The following is a 17429-nucleotide window of genomic DNA, read 5'->3' as shown; positions in this document are numbered from 1 at the left end:
GGTCACTCACCTCCGACCGGCGTCAAGTGGTACAGCATCGGGCCACCGGCTCGCTCGGGTTCGACCACCTTGACGACGTCCGGGTTGTAGGCGTGCAACTGGCTGCTCAACGCCGGGACCACGTACCACGCCTGTTCCGCGGCGTACTCGGCCAGCTCCGCGTAGAGCCGCTTCTGCTCGTCTCCTTCGGCTGCCACGGCCTCGGCCAGCAGGGCATCCACCTTCGCGTCGCTGTTGCCGAGCGGGTTCATCGACGAACTCTTCGTCATCAGGAAGGTGAAGTCGCTGTACGGGAGTCCGGTCACCGACTGGAGAGACGTGGACATCGCCCACTTGCCGGAGTTGGTCTGCTGTACGAGGTCGTCACCGTGGTTGCTGAGCTGCACGTCGATGCCGACCTTGCGGAGATAGCCGGCGAGGGCCTGGGCCATCTGGTCCCACTGCGGGTTGTTCAGCACCTTGACCGAGAACCCGTTCGGGTAGCCGGCCTGGCGCAGGAGTCGCTTGGCCTTGGCGACGTCGTAGGTGTAATAGCTGTCGATGTTCCGGCTGTAGCCGAGGCTGTCCGGTCCGAACGGCGTCGAGGCGTTGGCGGTCCCCTGACCGTCGAGCACGGACTTGAGGATCGCCTGCCGGTCGATCGCGTAGTTCATGGCCTGCCGGACGCGCACATCGCCGAGCGGCTTGTTGATCTCGCCTTCGGTGTCGAAGATCGTGAAGCCGTGGAAGGCGCATGCGGCGCCCTGGGAGATCTTCCACCCGGTTATTTCCGTTCCCGCCGACACGATCGTGTAGTCGATCTGGCCGCTGCGCGCGGCGTTGTCGGAGGCGGTGGAGTCGGTCATCAACTGCACCACCAGCTTTTCGAAGCGGGGCCATTTGGCGGTCGGCGCCCAGTAGTTCTTGTTCCGGGTGAACGTGTAGGTCTTGTTCGTCGTCGTGCCGCTCTTGTCGAGGACGTAGGGGCCGGATCCGACCGCTGTGTCGGCGAGGGCGTCGGGGTTCTTGAGCGCGGTGGGGCTCACCATCCAGCCCGCATGCTGGGAGAACCCGTAGGGCAGGTCGGGCTGCGGAGACGTCAGGTTGAAGCGCACCCTGCTCTTGGACACGACCTCGACCGACCGGATGTAGGCGAGGTAGGGCTGCGCCGCCACGTTCGACGGGGTGACCGACTTGGCGTACTCGATATTGGCCTTGACGGCCTCCGCGTCGAAGCTCGCGCCATCGGTGAAGACCACATCGGTACGCAGGTCCATCACCAAGGTCGTGGCGTCGCTGTAATTCCATGAGGTGGCCAGCCACGGGGCCACGGTGCCGTCGGCGTTGAGATGGGTGAGCGTGTCGTACGTCGCGGCTGCCACGTACTGGCTCAGCTGCGTCTTCCACGGGTCCATTGAATTTCCCGTCGGGAACGCGGACATCGTGAAGGTTTTCTTTCTGGACGCTCCCGTGCCCGAGCCGGCGCAGCCGGTGGCTGCCACCAGGACGGACGTTCCGATAAGCGACAATGCTGTACGCCTCAACACCATGAACTCCTCAACGTCGACGCTGACTGAATGAGATATGTGGTGGCCCCGAATTCAACGCGCCGGAAACTCGGCGACGAGCGGGGCGTCCGCCGATATCGGGCCGGTCCCCGAAGCACCTCCTGGAGAGCCGAGGCCGGTGAAGAAGACCTCGCCGGCGTCGGTGAAGGCGGCCCATTCCGGCGGCACATCCTCGGAATAGAAGATCGCCTCGACCGGGCACACGGGTTCGCAGGCGCCGCAGTCGACGCATTCCTGCGGGTGGATGTAGAGCATGCGCTCGCCCTCGTAGATGCAGTCCACGGGGCATTCCTCCAGGCATGCCCGGTCCTTCACATCCACGCAGGGCTGTGCGATGACGTACGTCATGCGGTGTTCCTCCGATGCGGTTCCACGGTCCAGGCGTCGCGGCCTCGCAGCAGGTCCCGCAGGGTGCCGCCGCCCCCGCTCAGGCCCGCCTGTTGCCGTACCAGGTCGTCGTAGGTGGGACGCCGCGCCGCCCGGAACACCCCGACGGGCACGACGGGGCCGTGGTCCCCGCTGTCCAGTCGGGACAGGGCGAACGCCTGCGTGGGGTCACCCGCCGCGGCATCGTGCACGACCAGAGCGTCCTCGCCCGTCTCGGCGACCGGGGCCACGCGCAGTCCGCCGGTACGGGGATCGCGCACGACGCCGTACTCTCCCTCGGCCCCGAAGCGCACCGGCTCCCCGTCGCGCAGCGGGACGATCCGTTGGACGCGCTCCCGGGGGTCCTTCACAGCGTCGAAGGCGCCGTCGTTGAAGACCGGGCAGTTCTGGTAGATCTCCACCAAGGCCGTCCCCCTGTGCTCGGCCGCCGCCCGTAGCACCTCGGTGAGCTGCGCCCGGTCGGAGTCCAGGGCCCGGGCCACGAAGGTCGCCTCCGCGCCGAGGGCGAGCGAGACCGGGTTGAAGGGGTGGTCGACCGAGCCCAGTGGGGTCGACCTGGTGACCGTCCCGGGTTCCGAGGTGGGTGAGTACTGGCCCTTGGTCAGTCCGTAGATCCGGTTGTTGAAGAGCAGGATCTTCAGGTTGACGTTGCGCCGCAGGGCGTGGATGAGGTGGTTTCCCCCGATGGACAGCGCGTCGCCGTCACCGGTGACCACCCAGACGCTGAGATCCGGGCGGGTGACGGCGAGGCCGGTGGCCAGGGTGGGGGCGCGCCCGTGCACGGAGTGCATGCCGTAGGTGTTGAGGTAGTACGGGAAGCGGGACGAGCAGCCGATGCCCGAGATGAAGACGATGTTCTCGCGGCGCAGTCCGAGTTCGGGCAGGAAGGACTGGACCGCGGCCAGTACGGCATAGTCGCCGCAGCCGGGGCACCAGCGGACCTCCTGGTCCGAGCGGTAGTCCTTGGCGGTCTGCGGCCCGTCGGCCGAGGGCACGCCGTCCAGGCCGTGCGTGCCCGGCATGCCGAGCTCGGTCGTGGTCATGCCGATTCTCCTTTGATCACGGATACGAGGGCGTCGGCGAGTTCCTCGGCTCCGAAGGGCCGGCCGGTGACCTTCGAACGGCTGACCACGTCCACTCCGTACGCGGCGCGCAGGAGTCCGGCGAGCTGGCCGAGGTTCATCTCGGGCACCACCACCTGCCGGTAGGCACGCAATACCGCGCCGAGATTGGCCGGGAAGGGCCGCAGATGCCGCAGATGGGTCTGGGCCACGGGCAGTCCGCGGGCTCGCACCCGGCGGCAGGCCGCACCGATCGGCCCGTACGTCGAACCCCAGCCGAGCACCAGGACGTCCGCCCGCCCGTCGGGGTCCTCGACCTCGACGTCGGGCACGTCGATGCCGTCGACCTTCGCCTGGCGCAGCCGGACCATGCGCTCGTGGTTGGCGGAGTCGTAGGAGATCGCTCCTGGGCCGTCGGACTTCTCCAGGCCGCCGATGCGATGCTCCAGGCCCGCGGTGCCCGGGATCGCCCACGGTCGGGCGAGGGTGGTCCGGTCGCGCAGATAAGGCCAGAACGCCCCTGAACCGTCTGGGGAGTTGGGCTCGGTCGCGAATTCCACGCGCAGGTCCGGCAGGTCGTCGGGCTCCGGAATCCGCCATGGTTCGGAGCCGTTGGCCAGCGCTCCGTCCGACAGGAGCAGGACCGGCGTGCGGTAGGCGAGCGCGATCCGGGCCGCTTCCAGGGCGGCGTCGAAGCAGTCGCCGGGCGAGCGCGGAGCGATGACGGGCAGCGGGGCCTCACCGTTGCGGCCGTGCATGGCCTGCAGCAGGTCGGACTGCTCGGTCTTGGTGGGCAGCCCGGTGGACGGGCCGCCGCGCTGCACGTCGATCACGACCAGTGGCAGCTCGGTCATCACCGCCAGGCCGAGGATCTCGCTCTTCAGGGCGAGCCCCGGCCCGGAGGTGGAGGTGACTCCCAGCGCCCCGCCGAAGGCCGCGCCGAGGGCGGCTCCGATCCCGGCGATCTCGTCCTCCGCCTGGAGGGTGAGGACGCCGAACTCCTTGTGCCGGGCGAGTTCGTGGAGGATGTCGGAGGCCGGGGTGATCGGGTAGCTGCCGAGCAGCACGGGAAGGCCCGCTCGCTGCCCGGCGGCGGTCAGCCCGAGGGCGAGTGCGGTGTTGCCGGTGATCTGCCGATAGGTGCCGGGCGGCAGATCGGCGGGGGCGATCTCGTAGGTGGTGGCGAACGCCTCCGTGGTCTCGCCGTAGTTCCAGCCCGTCCGGAAGGCGGTGACGTTGGCTTCGGCCACCTCCGGGCGGTCGGCGAACTTCCGCCGCAGGAAGGTCTCCGTACCGGCGGTGGGGCGGCCGTACATCCAGGCGATCAGGCCGAGGGCGAACATGTTCTTCGCCCGCTCCGCGTCCTTGCGGGACACGCCGCTGTCGGCGAGCGCACCACGCGTCAGGCTGCTCATGGGCACCTGGTGCACGACGTGCCCGCTCAGGGTCGCGTCCTGAAGCGGTGACGTCGCATAGTCCGCGCGCTGGAGATTGCGACGGGTGAACTCATCGGTGTTGACGATCACGGTCGCGCCGAGCGGCAGATCGGCGGCGTTGGCCTTGAGGGCTGCCGGGTTCATGGCGACGAGCACGTCGGGGCGGTCGCCGGCGGTGAGGATGTCGTAGTCGGCGAAGTGCACCTGGAACGAGGAGACACCCGGCACCGTGCCCTGCGGGGCACGGATCTCGGCAGGGAAGTCCGGGCGGGTCGCCAGGTCGTTGCCGAACGCGGCGCTGTCGGCGGACAGCCGGTCACCCGCGAGCTGCATGCCGTCGCCGGAGTCGCCGGCGAAGCGGATGACGACGCGTTCCAACGGCACGGGAGGACGCGGGACGGTTCCTGAGGTGATGCGCGCGGTCACGGCAGTCCTCCAGTACGTCGGGATTGGGGAGCGAGTCGGGATGCCACGTGCTGGGCGGCGGACACCCGCGCTGTCAGTAGCTGCTGTCAGTAGCTGAAGGTCTCGCTGAAGGTGCGGTAGGGCTCGGGCATGCGCGGCAGGTCCTGCGGCAGCTGGGTGTGGCCGTAGACCTTGTAGGTCTCCTCCTCGACATCCGGGCGCGGCATTTCCACCGAGGAGTCGCCGACACCCATCGGCGCGTCGGCGGTCAGGTCCGCCCAGCTCGCGCCGACCGGCGTGAAGAAGTCCGTGTAGACGTGCAGGTGCCAGATCCTCCACTGGCCCCGCTCGCGGACGAGGTCGACGCCGTATTTCTCCCAGATCCAGTGCGCGACGGGCTTGTGGTCGGGCGGCATGATCTCGGTGACCTGGCCCGGGGAGTACCACATGCCCTTGGCCGTCTCTCCGTCGCCGGCGATCTCGATGATCGGGGTGGTCAACGGGTGCGTGAGCAGGGTGCCGGCGCCCAGGTTGTCGTCGGAGTCCGCCAGTTCGGGGTAATGCCTGCGCAGCAGCTTGAGGTTGGCCCGCTGCATGATGCGGTTCAGCTCGCCGTAGTAGTAGGCGATCGACTCGTAGCCGACGTAGTAGCCCTGGTTCTGCGCGAAGGTGGGCTCCGGGGTCTCCTTGACCCAGATCGCGTCGAGTTCCTCGGCGTTCTTGCCGAGCCCGTGGTAGTAGGCGTGGCGGCTCATCACGTTCTGGACCTCGTGGATGTCCAGGACCTTCTGGAGCTTCTGCTCGGCGGTCAGCTGCGCGGTGTCGCTCATGTACGGCTCCTCGGTGACGGGGCTTGCTGACGGGGGCTCAGGTGGGCTGGTCGGTGTACGACCAGGTCTCGTCGAACGTCCGGTACGGCACGGGCGGGAGCGGCGCCAACTCCTGGGCCGTGTCGACGCCGTAGGGCTGGTGGAAGGTGACCGGGCGCGACGGGGGCGTCATGCCCTCCATGAGCTGCCCGGGTTCGGGGAAGTGGGGCGGCCGGTTGATCGAGGACTCGACCCAGCTCTGGCGATAGGGCGTGCGGAAGGTGGTGTAGATGTGGAAGTGCCAGAACTTCCACGCGCCGCTCTCCTTGACGAAGTCGATGCCGTAGCGGCCCCACGACCAGTGGGCGATGGGCGGACCGTCCGGCTGGGGAAAGGTCTCGTGGCCCGGGGAGATCCACACGCCCTTGGCGGTCAGGCCGTCCTCGGCGATCTCGATCACGGGGGTGGTGGCGGCATGCTCGGTCATGAGTCCCGGGATTTCGGGCGGGGCTCCGTCGACGTAGCAGCCCTTGACGGTCTCCGCGCCCTCGAAGACACCCCAGTCCTCGGGCTCGAAGGTCAGGCCGGGCGCGTCCTTGGCGAAGAGCTGCTCGAACTCCTCGCCGTTGCGCCCCGCGGCGTGCAGGTACTCGTGCATACCCATGAGGTTGTGGATCTCGTGGATGTCCTCCAGGCGTCGCAGCCGCCTGTCGAAGTCGTCCTGGTCCTGTGCCGTCTGTTCCTGTGCCGTCTGTTCCTGTGTCGTCTGGTCCTGGGCCATGGGGGGCTCCTTACAGGGGCGGGAGGTCGTCGAGGGTGCGGTACGGCTCCGGGGGCCTGGGGTCGTACGTCGGCACGCGGGTGACGGAGTAGTCGTTGAGGGGCGCGGTGGGCGGCCGGTCGGACGTCGTGGTCAGCGGCGGCGGCGACGGTCGGCGCAGGGAGCTCTCGACCCAGCTGCTGCCGTACGCGGTACGGAAGCGCGGCACGACCCGCAGCCGCAGGATCCGCCAGGCGCCGTCCTTCCCGTTCTCCTCGTCCGCCTCGTGGACGAAGTCGACGGCGTGGTGCGCCCACGCCCAGCCGGCCTCGGGCCGCCCCGCGTCAGGGTCGAAGCCCGTCTGCGCGGCCAGCACCATCCACACGCCGCGGGCCGATCCGCCGTCCTCGGCGACCTGGACGACCGGGGTCGTGAACGCACTTTCCAGCAGCATTCCGGCACGGTCGTCCCGGACGTCCAGCTCCGGGAACGCGGCCCGCATGCCCTCCCCGTTGCGGCGGGCCATCTCCAGCAGCGGCCCGATCAGCGCGGCGCGGGCGCCGGCCAACCCCTCGTACACGCCCCAGTCGGCCAGCTCGACCGTCACGCCGGGGGTGTGGCGAGCGAAGGTGTCGATGAGGTCGTCGTAGTGACCGGCCGCGTTGAGGAAGGCGTGGCGGCCGATGAGGTTGTGGATCTCGTGCACAGCCCTGATCCGGTGCAGCCGCTGCGCCCTGGTCAGGGTCGTCGGAGTCTCGGTCGATGTCGTCAACTCAGGCCTCCTTCGGCGGGTCGGTGTAGCCGGTGGTCTCCTGCCAGGTCCCGTACGGTTCGGGCGGCGGGGGCTGGAGGACGGGGGCCGCGTCGAGCGCGTACGGCTGGTTGAAGGTCACCGGCCGGTCCACCACCGGCATCCCGGGAACGACCTCCCCCTCCGTCGGGAGATGGGCGGGGCGATTGACCGAGGAGTCGACCCAGTCCTGGTCGTACGGGGTGCGGAAAGTGGTGTAGACGTGGAGATGCCATATCCGCCACTCACCGCCCTCCTTCAGGAAGTCGACGCCGTAGCGGCCCCATGACCAGTGGGCGGCGGGAAGGCCGTCCGGCACCGGAAAGGTCTCGTGCCCCGGGGAGATCCACACCCCCTTGGCGGTCAGGCCGTCACCGGCCACCTCTATGACGGGCGTCGTCAGGGTGTGCTCGATGAGCAGGCCCGGGGTACCGGCGGGGAAGGGGTTCTTCTCCACGTACGCGTTCCATATGTGGTCCCAGCCGTCCCACACGCCCCAGTCCTCGGCCTCGAAGGAGACGCCGGGGGCGTCGGTCGCCCAGCACTCCAGGAGTTCGCGGTCGTTGAGGCCGGCCGAGTGCAGGTACGCGCGTCGGCCCATGAGGTTGTGGATTGCCTGGACGTCCTCCAGGCGCCGGAGTTCCCTCTCCAGATCGGGTGTGACGGTGTCGTGGTGGTTCAACTCTTCTCATCCCTGCGTGGTCGAAGGTCGCGGTCGGAGCCGTCGTGGTGGGAGCGAGTGCCCTGGGCAGGCGGGCGCGCGGCACTGCTCGGGATGGGTGTTGATGGGCGTCACGGGGCAGCTCACCGACGGCTTGTCACCAGCCCGGTCACCAGTCCTGCCGCCGGCTCCGTCATCGGCGGAAAACAGCCGGGACGCGTGTTCGGCGGATACGGGGGCCGCGATCGTCGCCGGAGAAGGCGAGGGCGGGGTGACGACAGTGAAGGGTGTGGTGATGCCGTGTCAGGCGTGACGCGCGAAGCCGCGGACCGGCCCGGGGCGGGATCCGTTTCTCAGCAACGTACGGGCGCTGGGCGTCGCGTGAGCGGGGCGGCACGGCCGGCCCGTGTGCATCACCGTGGAAGCCTTCTTGCAGCCGGTCGGCGTGGGCATCGAGCCGCCGAGAGCGCTCTTGGACGGTCCCGCGTCATGGCGACGGCCGTCGGGGAAGGAAACGGGCCGCCGAGTGCCATCGGACCGGACCGGCACGCACCGCACGACGAGCCTGCCGCCGCAGCGGCCCCGCTCGGACGTGATGGTGGTCATGCGGCGTTCCTTCGGCTCTGGGGACCGCACCGACCGCGGGCCGGTGCGAGCGGGGCCGCATCGGCGGCTCCGGTGTCGTCACAGTAGCGAGCGATGTCCGTGGCCGGAAGCAGTCGGAAATCGCGTCACGGCATGCATGGCATGCGACATGAATATGTGCCCTACGACCCCTTGTGCGGCGTCCGGGGGATGGGGCAGGCGCCCTCACGCCTACGTGTGGCGCACCACACCTACGCGCCGGCGGCCGACGCACCCACGCTCAACCCGAAGCCGCCCTCGCCCTTCGCGGCATCTCGTGATCAAAACAGGCAATTAAAACATCCCCGCGACCCTGCGGATCAACGCCACCAAAACCTCGGCGGTTTACTGCGGCATACTCTCCAACCCGCCACATTTTATCTTCCTCTTATCATCCGCCAAGAGTCCGTAAAGGAGAGCGCGTACAACATCACGGCCCATGGCGAACAACACGAACCCGCCCAACGATTCGGGCAAGCACGGGAAAACATTCAACCGCCGACGGTTCCTGAGCACCGTCGCAGGCGGCGGAGCAGCACTCGGCACGGGCACGCTCCTCGGAACGTCCATGTCGGCCAGTGCCGCGGAAGAGGCGACGGCCGCGGACGGCGGCTCCCTCACCATCCCGGACCTGCTGTCCGGTGAGAAAACCGGCGGCGCGCTGGTCTACGACCTGACCATGCAGACCGGCACCCACGAACTGCTGTCCGGCGTCACCAGCAAGACGGCCGGATACAACGGATCGTTCCTCGGGCCCACGCTGCGGATGGCCAAGGCCGACCAAGTGAAGATCAACGTCACCAACAGCCTGGGTGTCGAGACCACCACCCACTGGCACGGGCTCCACATCCCGCCGAGCATGGACGGCGGCCCGCAGAACACCATCGCGGACGGCGACACCTGGTCCCCCACCTGGGAGGTACTGCAGGACGCCATGACGTGCTGGCTCTCGTACCGCCGAGCCGCCGAGATCTTCGAAGCGGCCACCAGGCCGTTGGCGAACCCGCTCTCCGGCGGGAAGGACATCGACACCCTCGACGGCTGGAGCCTCCACCAACTGCGCCGCAGGGATGCGTCTCCCAAGACCGGGCGGACAGCGGGATCAGCACGCGCGGGCCGGTCAGCCCGCCATCGCACTGTCGCCGCCGTCGACCATGAGGTTGGCGCCGTTGACGAATGAGGCCTCGTCGGAGCAAAGGAAGGCCGCAGCTCGCGCGATGTCCTCCGGCTGCCCCACGCGCCCCACTGGGATACGCGCCTCCAGTTGGGCTTTCGGCCCGTTCGGGTCATCGAGGAAGGGCGCGGTCGCGGAGGTGCGGGTCATGCCGGGCGCGACGGTGTTGACTCGGATGTGGTGCGGGGCGCCGGCCGCGCAGAGGTGCTTGCTCATCGCCAGTACCCCGCCTTTGGCGGCGCCGTGCGGCACCATCGGCATGAACGGGGCGCCCCGCACGGCGGCGACCGACGCGACGTTGAGGACAGCACCTCCGCCCCGGGCGATCAGGTGCGGCCAGGCCGCCTGCGTGCAGAAGTACGGGATGTCGAGTTCGTTCTTGATGGTGAAGTACCAGTCCTCGGCGGGCATCGTCTCGAACGGCCCGTTCCGCAGCGCCGAGGCGTTGTTGTAAAGGATGTCGATACCGCCGAAGGTGGCTATGCCGGCTTCGATCCACTCCCGGGCACCGTCCTCGGTTGACAGGTCGACGCCGGCGAGGGACTTCATGGCGCCCCCGGCTTTCTCCACAAGCGCGACCGTTTCGGCGGCGGAGTCGGGATCGATGTCGCAGCCGAATACCGTGGCGCCTTCCGCAGCGAATATCTGGGCGGCGGCCCGCCCTATTCCGGCACCCGTTCCGCTGATGAAGGCGATTTTTCCAGCCAGTCGATCCATGATTGCCATGCCCTTTGTCCAATGCCGCCGGAGTGCGGTGCTGAAAGCGTAGTTACGCCTTATGTGCAGGAACAAGAATTCGCGCCGCCAGAGGCATCGCACCTTCGGATGGCTGGTATGACCGCCTCTGCCTAGGCGGCTGAGGGAAGGACCAGGCGGAAGGTGCAGCCTTGCCCGGGGGCGGTGTCGAGTTCGAGACGGCCGCCGTGGCCCTCGGCGATGGTCGCGGCGATGGCGAGGCCGAGGCCGCTGCCTCCGTGGACGCGGGAGCGGGCGGGGTCGGCGCGGTAGAACCGCTCGAATACGAGCTCGGCGTCGGCGGGTTCGAGGCCCGGCCCTTCGTCCGCCACCTCGATCACACTGATCGGGAGGCGCTCCGGTAGAGGCGCCGAGGCCGTGGTACGCCCGGGGCGGTCGGTACCGCCGGTGCGTGGGCCCGCCTCGGTCGTGCCTACCCGTACGTGGACGCGAGTGCCGGGCGGGGTGTGGATGCGGGCGTTGGACAGGAGGTTCTCGAGGATCTGACGCAGTCGGTGCGGGTCGCCGACGGTCTCCGCGACGTCGAGTTCCTCGGCGCCGGTGGGATCGGCCGGGGTGCGCAGCGGGCCGAGGTCGACGGGGTGGGACTCGCTGTGGACGGCGGCCGCGCTGACGGCGTCCGCCGCGAGGGACAGCAGGTCGACCGGCTCTCTCCGGTACGAAGGCTCCTTGTCCAGTGTGGCGAGCAGTTGGAGGTCGTCGACGAGCAGACTCATGCGTTCCGCGTTCTGCGCGATGAACCGGTTGGCCTCCCGCCGGTCCTCGTCCGGGCGCGGCTCCGGGCGGAGGGCGAGTTGGGCGTAGCCCTGGATGGCCGTGAGCGGAGTGCGCAGCTCGTGCCCGGCGTCCGCGACGAAGCGGCGCAGTCGGGCCTCCGAGGCTTCACGCGCCAACAGCGCCTTCTGGAGGCGGTCGAGCATGGAGTTCAGAACCCGGCCAAGCCGTCCGATCTCGGTACGCGCATCGGTGTCGGGCAACCGCAGATCGAGCCGGCCCGCGGTGATGTCCTGAGCCGTCCGTTCCATTCTGGTCAGGGGCAGCAGCCCCAGACGAACCACCCACCGGCCCAGCGCGATCAGGGCGACGACCGTGACGGCGAGCAGCACGGCGTTCAGCCACAGGAGCTTCGACATGGCGCCGTCGACGGTGTCGAGCGGAAGGGTGACCACCGCGCTCGTGCCGTCCGGGCCGGGACTCAGCAGTACGCGCCAGCGGCCGTCACCACTGATGGCGGGCACGGTTTCGGGGTGACCGTCCCGCAGCCCGAGGTCCCGCGCCTGATCGGCCAGCCGGGGTCCGGGCTTGGTCTCGGAGCCCAGGGAGTCGTTCAGCCGGCGCCCGGTGGAGTCGTAGAAGTAGACGTGGAAGTCCGAGGGCAGCACGTCCGAGCCTTCCCCTGGATCCGGGAGTGTGCCGTTGAGCGCGTCGTAGAAGGCGGGAGCCGGTGGATGGAACTCGACGAGCTGCTCGTCCACCCGGTCCAGCAGCCAGGTTCGAAGGACCACGTAGCCGATGGCCTGGGAGGCAAGGACTGCCGCGGTGGCGAGCACGGTGGCCCCGAGGACGAGGCGCCGTCGCAGCGATTTGGGCGGCCTGGGCACGTACCGGGTCACTGGTCCGAGGGCCCTGTGTGGTCACGGGGAAGCCTCAGGCAGTAGCCGACGCCGCGCACGGTATGGATGAGTGGCGGCGCGAAGCAATCGATCTTCCTGCGCAGGTATCTGACGTACGTTTCGATGATCCGGGAGTCGCCGGCGAAGTCGTAGCTCCAGACGTGGTCGAGGATCTGGACCTTGGTCACGACCTGGCCCGCGTTCGACAGGAGGTAGGCGAGGAGTTTGAACTCGGTTGGTGACAGGGCGATGTACTGCCCCGCGCGGTGCACCTCGTGGGCGCCCTCGTCGAGTTCGAGGTCGGCGAAGCGCAGAACACTCTGCGCCGCCTGCCATTCGGTGACCGACACCGTGCGACGCAGAATGGCCTCGATGCGCAAGAGCACCTCCTCGATGCTGAACGGTTTGGCGACGTAGTCGTCCCCGCCGGCACTCAGGCCGGTGATCCGATCATCGATGCCGGTGCGGGCGGTCAGGAACAGGATCGGACAGTCGTTGCCTGCCGCCCGCAGCCTGCGGGTCACCTCGAAGCCGTCCAGGTCGGGCAGCATCACGTCCAGCAGCACCAGGTGCGGTCCCAGGCGTTCGATCTCCAGGAGGGCCGACTGTCCGGTGTCGGTGCTGCTCACCTCGTATCCGGTCAGGCGAAGCGTTGCCTCCAGCAAGGTACGGATGCTGGGCTCGTCCTCGACCACGAGGAGCCGATGTCGCGGCCTCGCTGCTGCGGGCTGCTCGGTCATGACGTGTGCTGGTCCGTTCTGCCGAGTGGTGGCCGGCATCTGGGCGTCGGTTACTTGGCGGCGCAGTCGTAAAGCACGCTGCTTCCGCCGAATCCCATCGCACCGCCGCCGTTGTTCTGTGACGACGTGCCGGAGGTGCCGCCGTATGCCGACGCCGGCACCTTCGTGCAGTGGTCGGCGATCCAGTCGGAGCGCTGCTCGGTGTAACCGCCGGACAGGGCCGGCAGGCCGCCGCCATTCGGGTCGGAGCCCAGGATGTAGCGTAGTTCGCCGTCCTTGGTCCACTTCTCCAACTGGGCTACCGACGGCGCGTTGTCGCTGTTCGTGAAACCTCCCATGCCGATGACGGTCTCGTCTGTCCCCAGGATGAAGGTGCTGGCGACGGTGGCACCGCCCTCGATGGCCAGCTTGATACGTGCGTCGGGTGCGTGCTCGACGGCGTACTCAACGATCTTGCGCTGGTCAGCGGTGAGTTCCGTACCGCCGCCGAAACCGCCGCGTCCGCTCGGTGCCTCTCCTGAGCCTGCACCCGGCAACGAAGGTGTGGCGCGGTCGTCCGAGCCCGATCCTCCGGGCGCGCCGGTCATGCCGTTGGCTCCCTGCGGGGGCATGCCGGAAGGCATCCCGGACGGCATGCCTCCTGATGAGGGTTCCCCGGACTGTCCCGAAGAGTCGTCACCACCGCCGAATCCCGGCATGTTCGACGGCATCCCGGACGGCATCCCCGACGGAAGGTCTCCGCCGTTCGAACCCTGCTGGGGCATGCGGCCGCCTCCGCCGAAGCCGAACGTCAGCGGACCGGCCGTCGGATTGGTGCCTCCCATGTTGGTCGAGCCGGGCACGGTCACCGCCCAGGCTCCCGGGGCCACCAGAACCGATGCGAGCGCGGCGCCCACGGCGGCCGTCAGCAGCCGGCCATGTCGTCGTGAAAGCACCAGGAGGCCGACCGCGGCGCAGCCGATGAACAGCACCGGCCACACCAGCCAGCCGTTCCATTCGGGCTCACGGCGGATGAGCACCACGGCCCAGGCCACGCTCACCGCGACCGCGCCCACTCCGACCAGGGGCGCCCAGCGCAGGCCGGCGCGGTGGGCTCGGGCCAGCGCGGCCATCAGGCCGCCGCACAAGGCGGCGATCGCCGGGGCAAGCTGAGTCGTGTAATAGGGATGGAAGATGCCCTTCTGGCTGGAGAACACCGCCGCGCACACCACCAGCCAGGTCCCCCAGAGCAGCCAGCCGGAGTTGGGCAGGAGGACGGATCCGGGCACCCTGTCGCGCCGACGCAGCACCGCACCGACGACGGCGACGACCAGGGCCAACGCGCAGACCGGAAGCAGCCAGCTGATCTGACCGGCCACCTGGTCGTTGAACAGCCTGCCCAGGCCGGACTGCCCGCCGAATCCGCCGGCCATCCCGCCCATCGTCTGGGACGCGCCGTCGCTGGAGCCGAAGACCCGGCCCAGCCCGTTGTAGCCGAGCACCAGATCCCACGCCGAGCCGTCCGTGCTGCCCCCGATGTACGGCCGGTCGCCCGGCCACAGAGCCACCATGGCGACCCACCACAAGGAGGACGCCGCCAGGATGGCCCCCGCGCCCAGCAGACGCCGCACTCGCGGTATCCAGGCGCCGCTTCCTCCCACGAGCCAGGCGACGGCGAACGCGGGAACGACCATCCAGGCGGCGAGCATTTTGGTGAGGAATCCGCACCCGATCAGGAAGCCGCTCGCGCACAACCACCAAGTCGCGGCCCGCCCTTCGGCCTGAAGTGCCCGGGTGAGCGCGTACGCCGCCGACACCAGCAGCAGGACCAGCAGCGTGTCCGGGTTGTTGTCCCGGTTGATGGCCACGGTGATGGGCGTCAGGGTGAGCACCAGCGCGGCGAGGAGTGCCGCCCCCTCCCCCGCCCAGCGGCGTACGGTGCGGTGCAGCACCAGGACGCCGGCCACTCCTTCGAGGACCTGAGGCAGGATCAGCGCCCAGCCGTGCATCCCGAAGATCTTGCTGCTGACCACCTGCGGCCACAGCGCGGCCGGGGGCTTGTCGACGGTGATCACGCCGGCCGGGTCGAAGGCACCGAAGAGGAAGTTGGTCCAGCTCTTCCCCATCGACTTCACCGCCGCCGAGTAGTAGCTGTTGCCCCACCCCAGGGAACCCAGCGCCCATCCGTACAGAACGGTCGCGAGCACGAGGACGGCGCCGAGCGCCGCGGGTGCCGCCCAGGCGGGCAGCGAGCGGACGGACGTACCGGTATGCCGACCGTCGTCGTCCGACGCCACGGGTACGGCCTTGATGTGCGCGTAATTGCTCATGTCGGGATTCGCTCTCGTCAACGGGTACGGCTACGGGGACCGGCGAAAACGGCTGTCCGCAGCACGGTGAAGCGCACGCAGGTGACCGCGACGGACGCCATGGCGAGGACCACGGTCTCCGCGGCCGGTGAGGCACCGGGATCCATCCACTTGAACGACAGCACCGCGCCGGAAGTGATCAGGTAGCCGAGGACGAACAGGCCGCCGGCACCGAGGTGTGCGCGGGCGGGCGGAGCGGTGGAGTTCCGGAAGGTGAGACGTCGGTTCGCCTCGGTGTTGAGGACGGTGAGGACGAACAGCGAGACCAGGTTGGCGATGGCAGGTGTCCACCAGCCGCGCAACAGCCAGTAGAGCAGGGCCTGCCCGACCGTGGAGACGACGCCGATCGCGAGGAAACAGCCGACCTCCCACGACAGCGCACCGCGCCGCGCGGGCGGTGCGAGGACGGCGTCGGGATGCTCGGCGGCCGGTTCGGGACGCGGCCGCACCTCGACCCGGGCGTCACCGGACGCCTTGAGCCGCGCCATGCGCCACAGGCCCCGCAGGTCGTCCCTGGCGGTGCTCACCACGTCCACCCGGGTGTCCATGTCCTCGACCCAGTCGACCGGGATCTCGTGGATGCGCAGTCCGTTGTGCTCGGCGAGCAGGAGCAGTTCGGTGTCGAAGAACCACGCGTCGTCGCGGGTCACCTCCAGCAGCGGCCGGAGCACCTCCGTGCGGGCCGCCTTGAATCCGCACTGGGCATCGGTGAAGCGGACACCGTGGGTGAACCGGATGATGCCGTTGTAGCAGCGGGAGACGAACTCGCGGCGCGGGCCGCGCACCGTGCGTGAACCGGGCGCCAGCCGGGAGCCGATCGCGAGGTCCGAGTGCCCGCTGGCCAGCGGGGCGACCAGCGGGAGCAGCCCGTCGAGGCCGGTGGACAGGTCCACGTCCATGTACGCCACGATGTCCGCGTCGCTGGCGCCCCAGACCGTGCGCAGAGCGAGCCCGCGGCCCTTGCGGTCCAGGTGGACGACGCCGACGCCGGGCAGCTCGTCCGCGAGGCGGCGGGCGGTGGCGAGGGTCGCGTCGGTGCTGGCGTTGTCCGCGACCGTGATCCGCCAGGGGAAGGGAAAGCTCTCGGACAGGCGTGCGTGGAGGGTACGCAGGCAGCCGGGCAGGGCTCGTTCCTCGTTGTAGACCGGAACGACGATGTCCACCGTCGCGGTACCGGCATGTTGAAGCAGTGAACGTTCGACGGGTTGGAACGGGGCCGGACGCTCCGTACGGGCGACGCACTCGGTGAGGTGGGGGGTGGGAGTCATGGCTTCCTCAGGCATGAGGGGACGGCAGACTGCGGCTCACAGGCCCTGATCCAGGGCCGCGGCCTCACTGTTGCCAACTCGCCTGTGGGGGTGGGGGGAGAAAGCAGGGAACTGACGGGGAGTCAGATCAATGGCCGAAAGCGCTCCCACAGTTCACTGTGTGCAGGAAAGGGTGCGGCGGGTTCGCCGGAGGCGTTCCGGGAGTGGTGTGCGGTAGTCCGGCAGCAGGCGCTGGATGCGGAACGCGGACTTCAGGAAGGCTCGGACTACGCGTTCGCGGCCGGGGCTGATCCAACCGATCCGGTGGAGTCGGCAGACCCGCTCGCCGGCGAGGTAGCGGGTCGGGTCTCTGCCGAACGGGCGTAACGGGGCGGGGAACCAGCGGTCGGCGAAGAAGTTCATCATCGCGGTCGCCACACGGTGGCCGGAGTCCGTCTGCTCGTACGGCCGGGCGTCGAACTTCAGGGCGAACTCGGTCATCGCGTCCCAGTCCTCAGGGAACGCCTCGTCGGCCAGGGGGCCGGACTCGCGTTCCAGGAGGCGGAAGAGGGTCTGGGCCCAGCGGTGCCACGCGGTCTTCATGGGTTCGCTCGTGCCGGGCAGGCCCAGCGAGGTCTGCAGGCGGTCGCCGAACGTGGCCAGCAGGACGAGCGGGTAGACGAAGTCGTCGACGTCGTCGAAGTTGCCCGGCAGGTGCGGGGTTCCGCGGGCGATGCCCAGGTGGATGCGGTTCAGTCGGTCGGCGGCTTTGCGGCCCGCCTCGCTGGACAGGCCGTCCACCATCCAGGCCAGCAGGAAGTCGTTGCCGTCCTGGAAGCGGCGGTGGGGCCTCGTCTCCAGCTTCGCTGTGTGGGCCAGGGTGGCGGACCCCATGCTCGGCTGCATCATGCGCATGGTGCCCGGATAGATCATCATCGCCAGGGCGAACTCCGGGACGCGGTGGCCGACATAGAGCGAGATCCCCTTCAGGGCGACCGGGAACGGCACCCTGCGACTGGGCATCAACGACGCCGCCGGGCCGTGCTCCGAGGACAACAGGGGCGCGCTGAC

16 protein-coding genes are annotated in these 17429 nt (G+C 69.2%); 1 reads left to right on the top strand and 15 read right to left on the bottom strand.

Features of this window, described 5'->3' with window-relative positions:
* Positions 1-2: 2 nt before the first annotated feature.
* The 9 genes from AC5DRG_RS39710 to AC5DRG_RS39670 all read right to left on the bottom strand — a co-directional run bounded on the left by AC5DRG_RS39710 (position 3) and on the right by AC5DRG_RS39670 (position 8462).
* Positions 3-1394 carry an ABC transporter substrate-binding protein gene (locus AC5DRG_RS39710; protein ID WP_491804691.1) on the bottom strand — a complete coding sequence of 464 codons (1392 nt, stop codon included), beginning with the start codon at positions 1392-1394 and terminating at the stop codon, positions 3-5.
* A 186-nt stretch (positions 1395-1580) separates the two neighbouring features.
* Positions 1581-1895: a ferredoxin gene (gene fdxA / locus AC5DRG_RS39705; protein WP_491804690.1), complete on the bottom strand. Its 315-nt coding sequence runs from the start codon at positions 1893-1895 to the stop codon at positions 1581-1583.
* Entirely contained in the window at positions 1892-2977 is a 1086-nt protein-coding gene (locus AC5DRG_RS39700; RefSeq protein WP_491804689.1) for a 2-oxoacid:ferredoxin oxidoreductase subunit beta, read from the bottom strand. Before AC5DRG_RS39700 ends, fdxA begins: the two co-directional genes overlap by 4 nt.
* Complete coding sequence (locus AC5DRG_RS39695; RefSeq protein ID WP_491804688.1) at positions 2974-4857, bottom strand: 2-oxoacid:acceptor oxidoreductase subunit alpha; 1884 nt, start codon at positions 4855-4857, stop codon at positions 2974-2976. Before AC5DRG_RS39695 ends, AC5DRG_RS39700 begins: the two co-directional genes overlap by 4 nt.
* Positions 4858-4943: 86 nt before the next feature.
* The gene (locus AC5DRG_RS39690) at positions 4944-5666 is read right to left on the bottom strand and encodes a nuclear transport factor 2 family protein (RefSeq protein WP_491804687.1); all 723 of its coding nucleotides are present in this window, start codon (positions 5664-5666) and stop codon (positions 4944-4946) included.
* 37 nt (positions 5667-5703) lie between these two features.
* On the bottom strand, positions 5704-6426 hold the full coding sequence (locus AC5DRG_RS39685) for a nuclear transport factor 2 family protein (protein WP_491804686.1): 723 nt from the start codon (positions 6424-6426) through the stop codon (positions 5704-5706).
* A 10-nt stretch (positions 6427-6436) separates the two neighbouring features.
* On the bottom strand, positions 6437-7177 hold the full coding sequence (locus AC5DRG_RS39680) for a nuclear transport factor 2 family protein (RefSeq protein WP_491804685.1): 741 nt from the start codon (positions 7175-7177) through the stop codon (positions 6437-6439).
* A 1-nt stretch (position 7178) separates the two neighbouring features.
* Positions 7179-7877, bottom strand: coding sequence for a nuclear transport factor 2 family protein (locus AC5DRG_RS39675; RefSeq protein WP_491804684.1), 699 nt, complete (start codon positions 7875-7877; stop codon positions 7179-7181).
* 282 nt (positions 7878-8159) lie between these two features.
* Positions 8160-8462 carry a hypothetical protein gene (locus AC5DRG_RS39670; RefSeq protein ID WP_491804683.1) on the bottom strand — a complete coding sequence of 101 codons (303 nt, stop codon included), beginning with the start codon at positions 8460-8462 and terminating at the stop codon, positions 8160-8162.
* A gap of 457 nt (positions 8463-8919) precedes the next feature.
* Between AC5DRG_RS39670 and AC5DRG_RS39665 the strand changes: the two genes are divergently transcribed.
* Positions 8920-9660, top strand: coding sequence for a multicopper oxidase domain-containing protein (locus AC5DRG_RS39665; protein ID WP_491804682.1), 741 nt, complete (start codon positions 8920-8922; stop codon positions 9658-9660).
* On the opposite strand, the gene AC5DRG_RS39660 is transcribed toward AC5DRG_RS39665, so the two are convergent.
* The 6 genes from AC5DRG_RS39660 to AC5DRG_RS39635 form a co-directional block, all read right to left on the bottom strand.
* The gene (locus AC5DRG_RS39660) at positions 9601-10446 is read right to left on the bottom strand and encodes an SDR family NAD(P)-dependent oxidoreductase (protein ID WP_491804681.1); all 846 of its coding nucleotides are present in this window, start codon (positions 10444-10446) and stop codon (positions 9601-9603) included. The two genes, AC5DRG_RS39665 and AC5DRG_RS39660, sit on opposite strands and share 60 nt — an antisense overlap.
* 56 nt (positions 10447-10502) lie before the next feature.
* Positions 10503-12011, bottom strand: coding sequence for a sensor histidine kinase (locus AC5DRG_RS39655; RefSeq protein ID WP_491804680.1), 1509 nt, complete (start codon positions 12009-12011; stop codon positions 10503-10505).
* Positions 12012-12019: 8 nt separating this feature from the next.
* Positions 12020-12763, bottom strand: coding sequence for a response regulator transcription factor (locus AC5DRG_RS39650; protein ID WP_491804679.1), 744 nt, complete (start codon positions 12761-12763; stop codon positions 12020-12022).
* Positions 12764-12813: 50 nt separating this feature from the next.
* Positions 12814-15072: an ArnT family glycosyltransferase gene (locus AC5DRG_RS39645; RefSeq protein ID WP_491804678.1), complete on the bottom strand. Its 2259-nt coding sequence runs from the start codon at positions 15070-15072 to the stop codon at positions 12814-12816.
* Between the two features lie 17 nt (positions 15073-15089).
* Positions 15090-16379: a bifunctional glycosyltransferase family 2/GtrA family protein gene (locus AC5DRG_RS39640; RefSeq protein WP_491804677.1), complete on the bottom strand. Its 1290-nt coding sequence runs from the start codon at positions 16377-16379 to the stop codon at positions 15090-15092.
* 153 nt (positions 16380-16532) lie between these two features.
* Complete coding sequence (locus AC5DRG_RS39635) at positions 16533-17381, bottom strand: DUF2236 domain-containing protein (RefSeq protein WP_491804676.1); 849 nt, start codon at positions 17379-17381, stop codon at positions 16533-16535.
* Between the last annotated feature and the right edge of the window lie 48 nt (positions 17382-17429).

The sequence above is a fragment of the Streptomyces sp. JLBG701 genome (assembly GCF_058544905.1).
Note: the sequence above shows the minus strand (reverse complement) of the source record. Positions and strands in the feature narration are given on the sequence as shown.

Bases quoted from the DNA above. Each gene is read 5' to 3' on its own strand.
- AC5DRG_RS39710 (WP_491804691.1), bottom strand. From the start codon at position 1,394: ATGGACCCGTGGAAGACGCAGCTGAGCCAGTACGTGGCAGCCGCGACG.
- fdxA (WP_491804690.1), bottom strand. From the start codon at position 1,895: ATGACGTACGTCATCGCACAGCCCTGCGTGGATGTGAAGGACCGGGCA.
- AC5DRG_RS39700 (WP_491804689.1), bottom strand. From the start codon at position 2,977: ATGACCACGACCGAGCTCGGCATGCCGGGCACGCACGGCCTGGACGGC.
- AC5DRG_RS39690 (WP_491804687.1), bottom strand. From the start codon at position 5,666: ATGAGCGACACCGCGCAGCTGACCGCCGAGCAGAAGCTCCAGAAGGTC.
- AC5DRG_RS39685 (WP_491804686.1), bottom strand. From the start codon at position 6,426: ATGGCCCAGGACCAGACGACACAGGAACAGACGGCACAGGAACAGACG.
- AC5DRG_RS39670 (WP_491804683.1), bottom strand. From the start codon at position 8,462: ATGACCACCATCACGTCCGAGCGGGGCCGCTGCGGCGGCAGGCTCGTC.
- AC5DRG_RS39665 (WP_491804682.1), top strand. From the start codon at position 8,920: ATGGCGAACAACACGAACCCGCCCAACGATTCGGGCAAGCACGGGAAA.
- AC5DRG_RS39650 (WP_491804679.1), bottom strand. From the start codon at position 12,763: ATGACCGAGCAGCCCGCAGCAGCGAGGCCGCGACATCGGCTCCTCGTG.
- AC5DRG_RS39645 (WP_491804678.1), bottom strand. From the start codon at position 15,072: ATGAGCAATTACGCGCACATCAAGGCCGTACCCGTGGCGTCGGACGAC.
- AC5DRG_RS39640 (WP_491804677.1), bottom strand. From the start codon at position 16,379: ATGACTCCCACCCCCCACCTCACCGAGTGCGTCGCCCGTACGGAGCGT.
- AC5DRG_RS39635 (WP_491804676.1), bottom strand. From the start codon at position 17,381: ATGCCCAGTCGCAGGGTGCCGTTCCCGGTCGCCCTGAAGGGGATCTCG.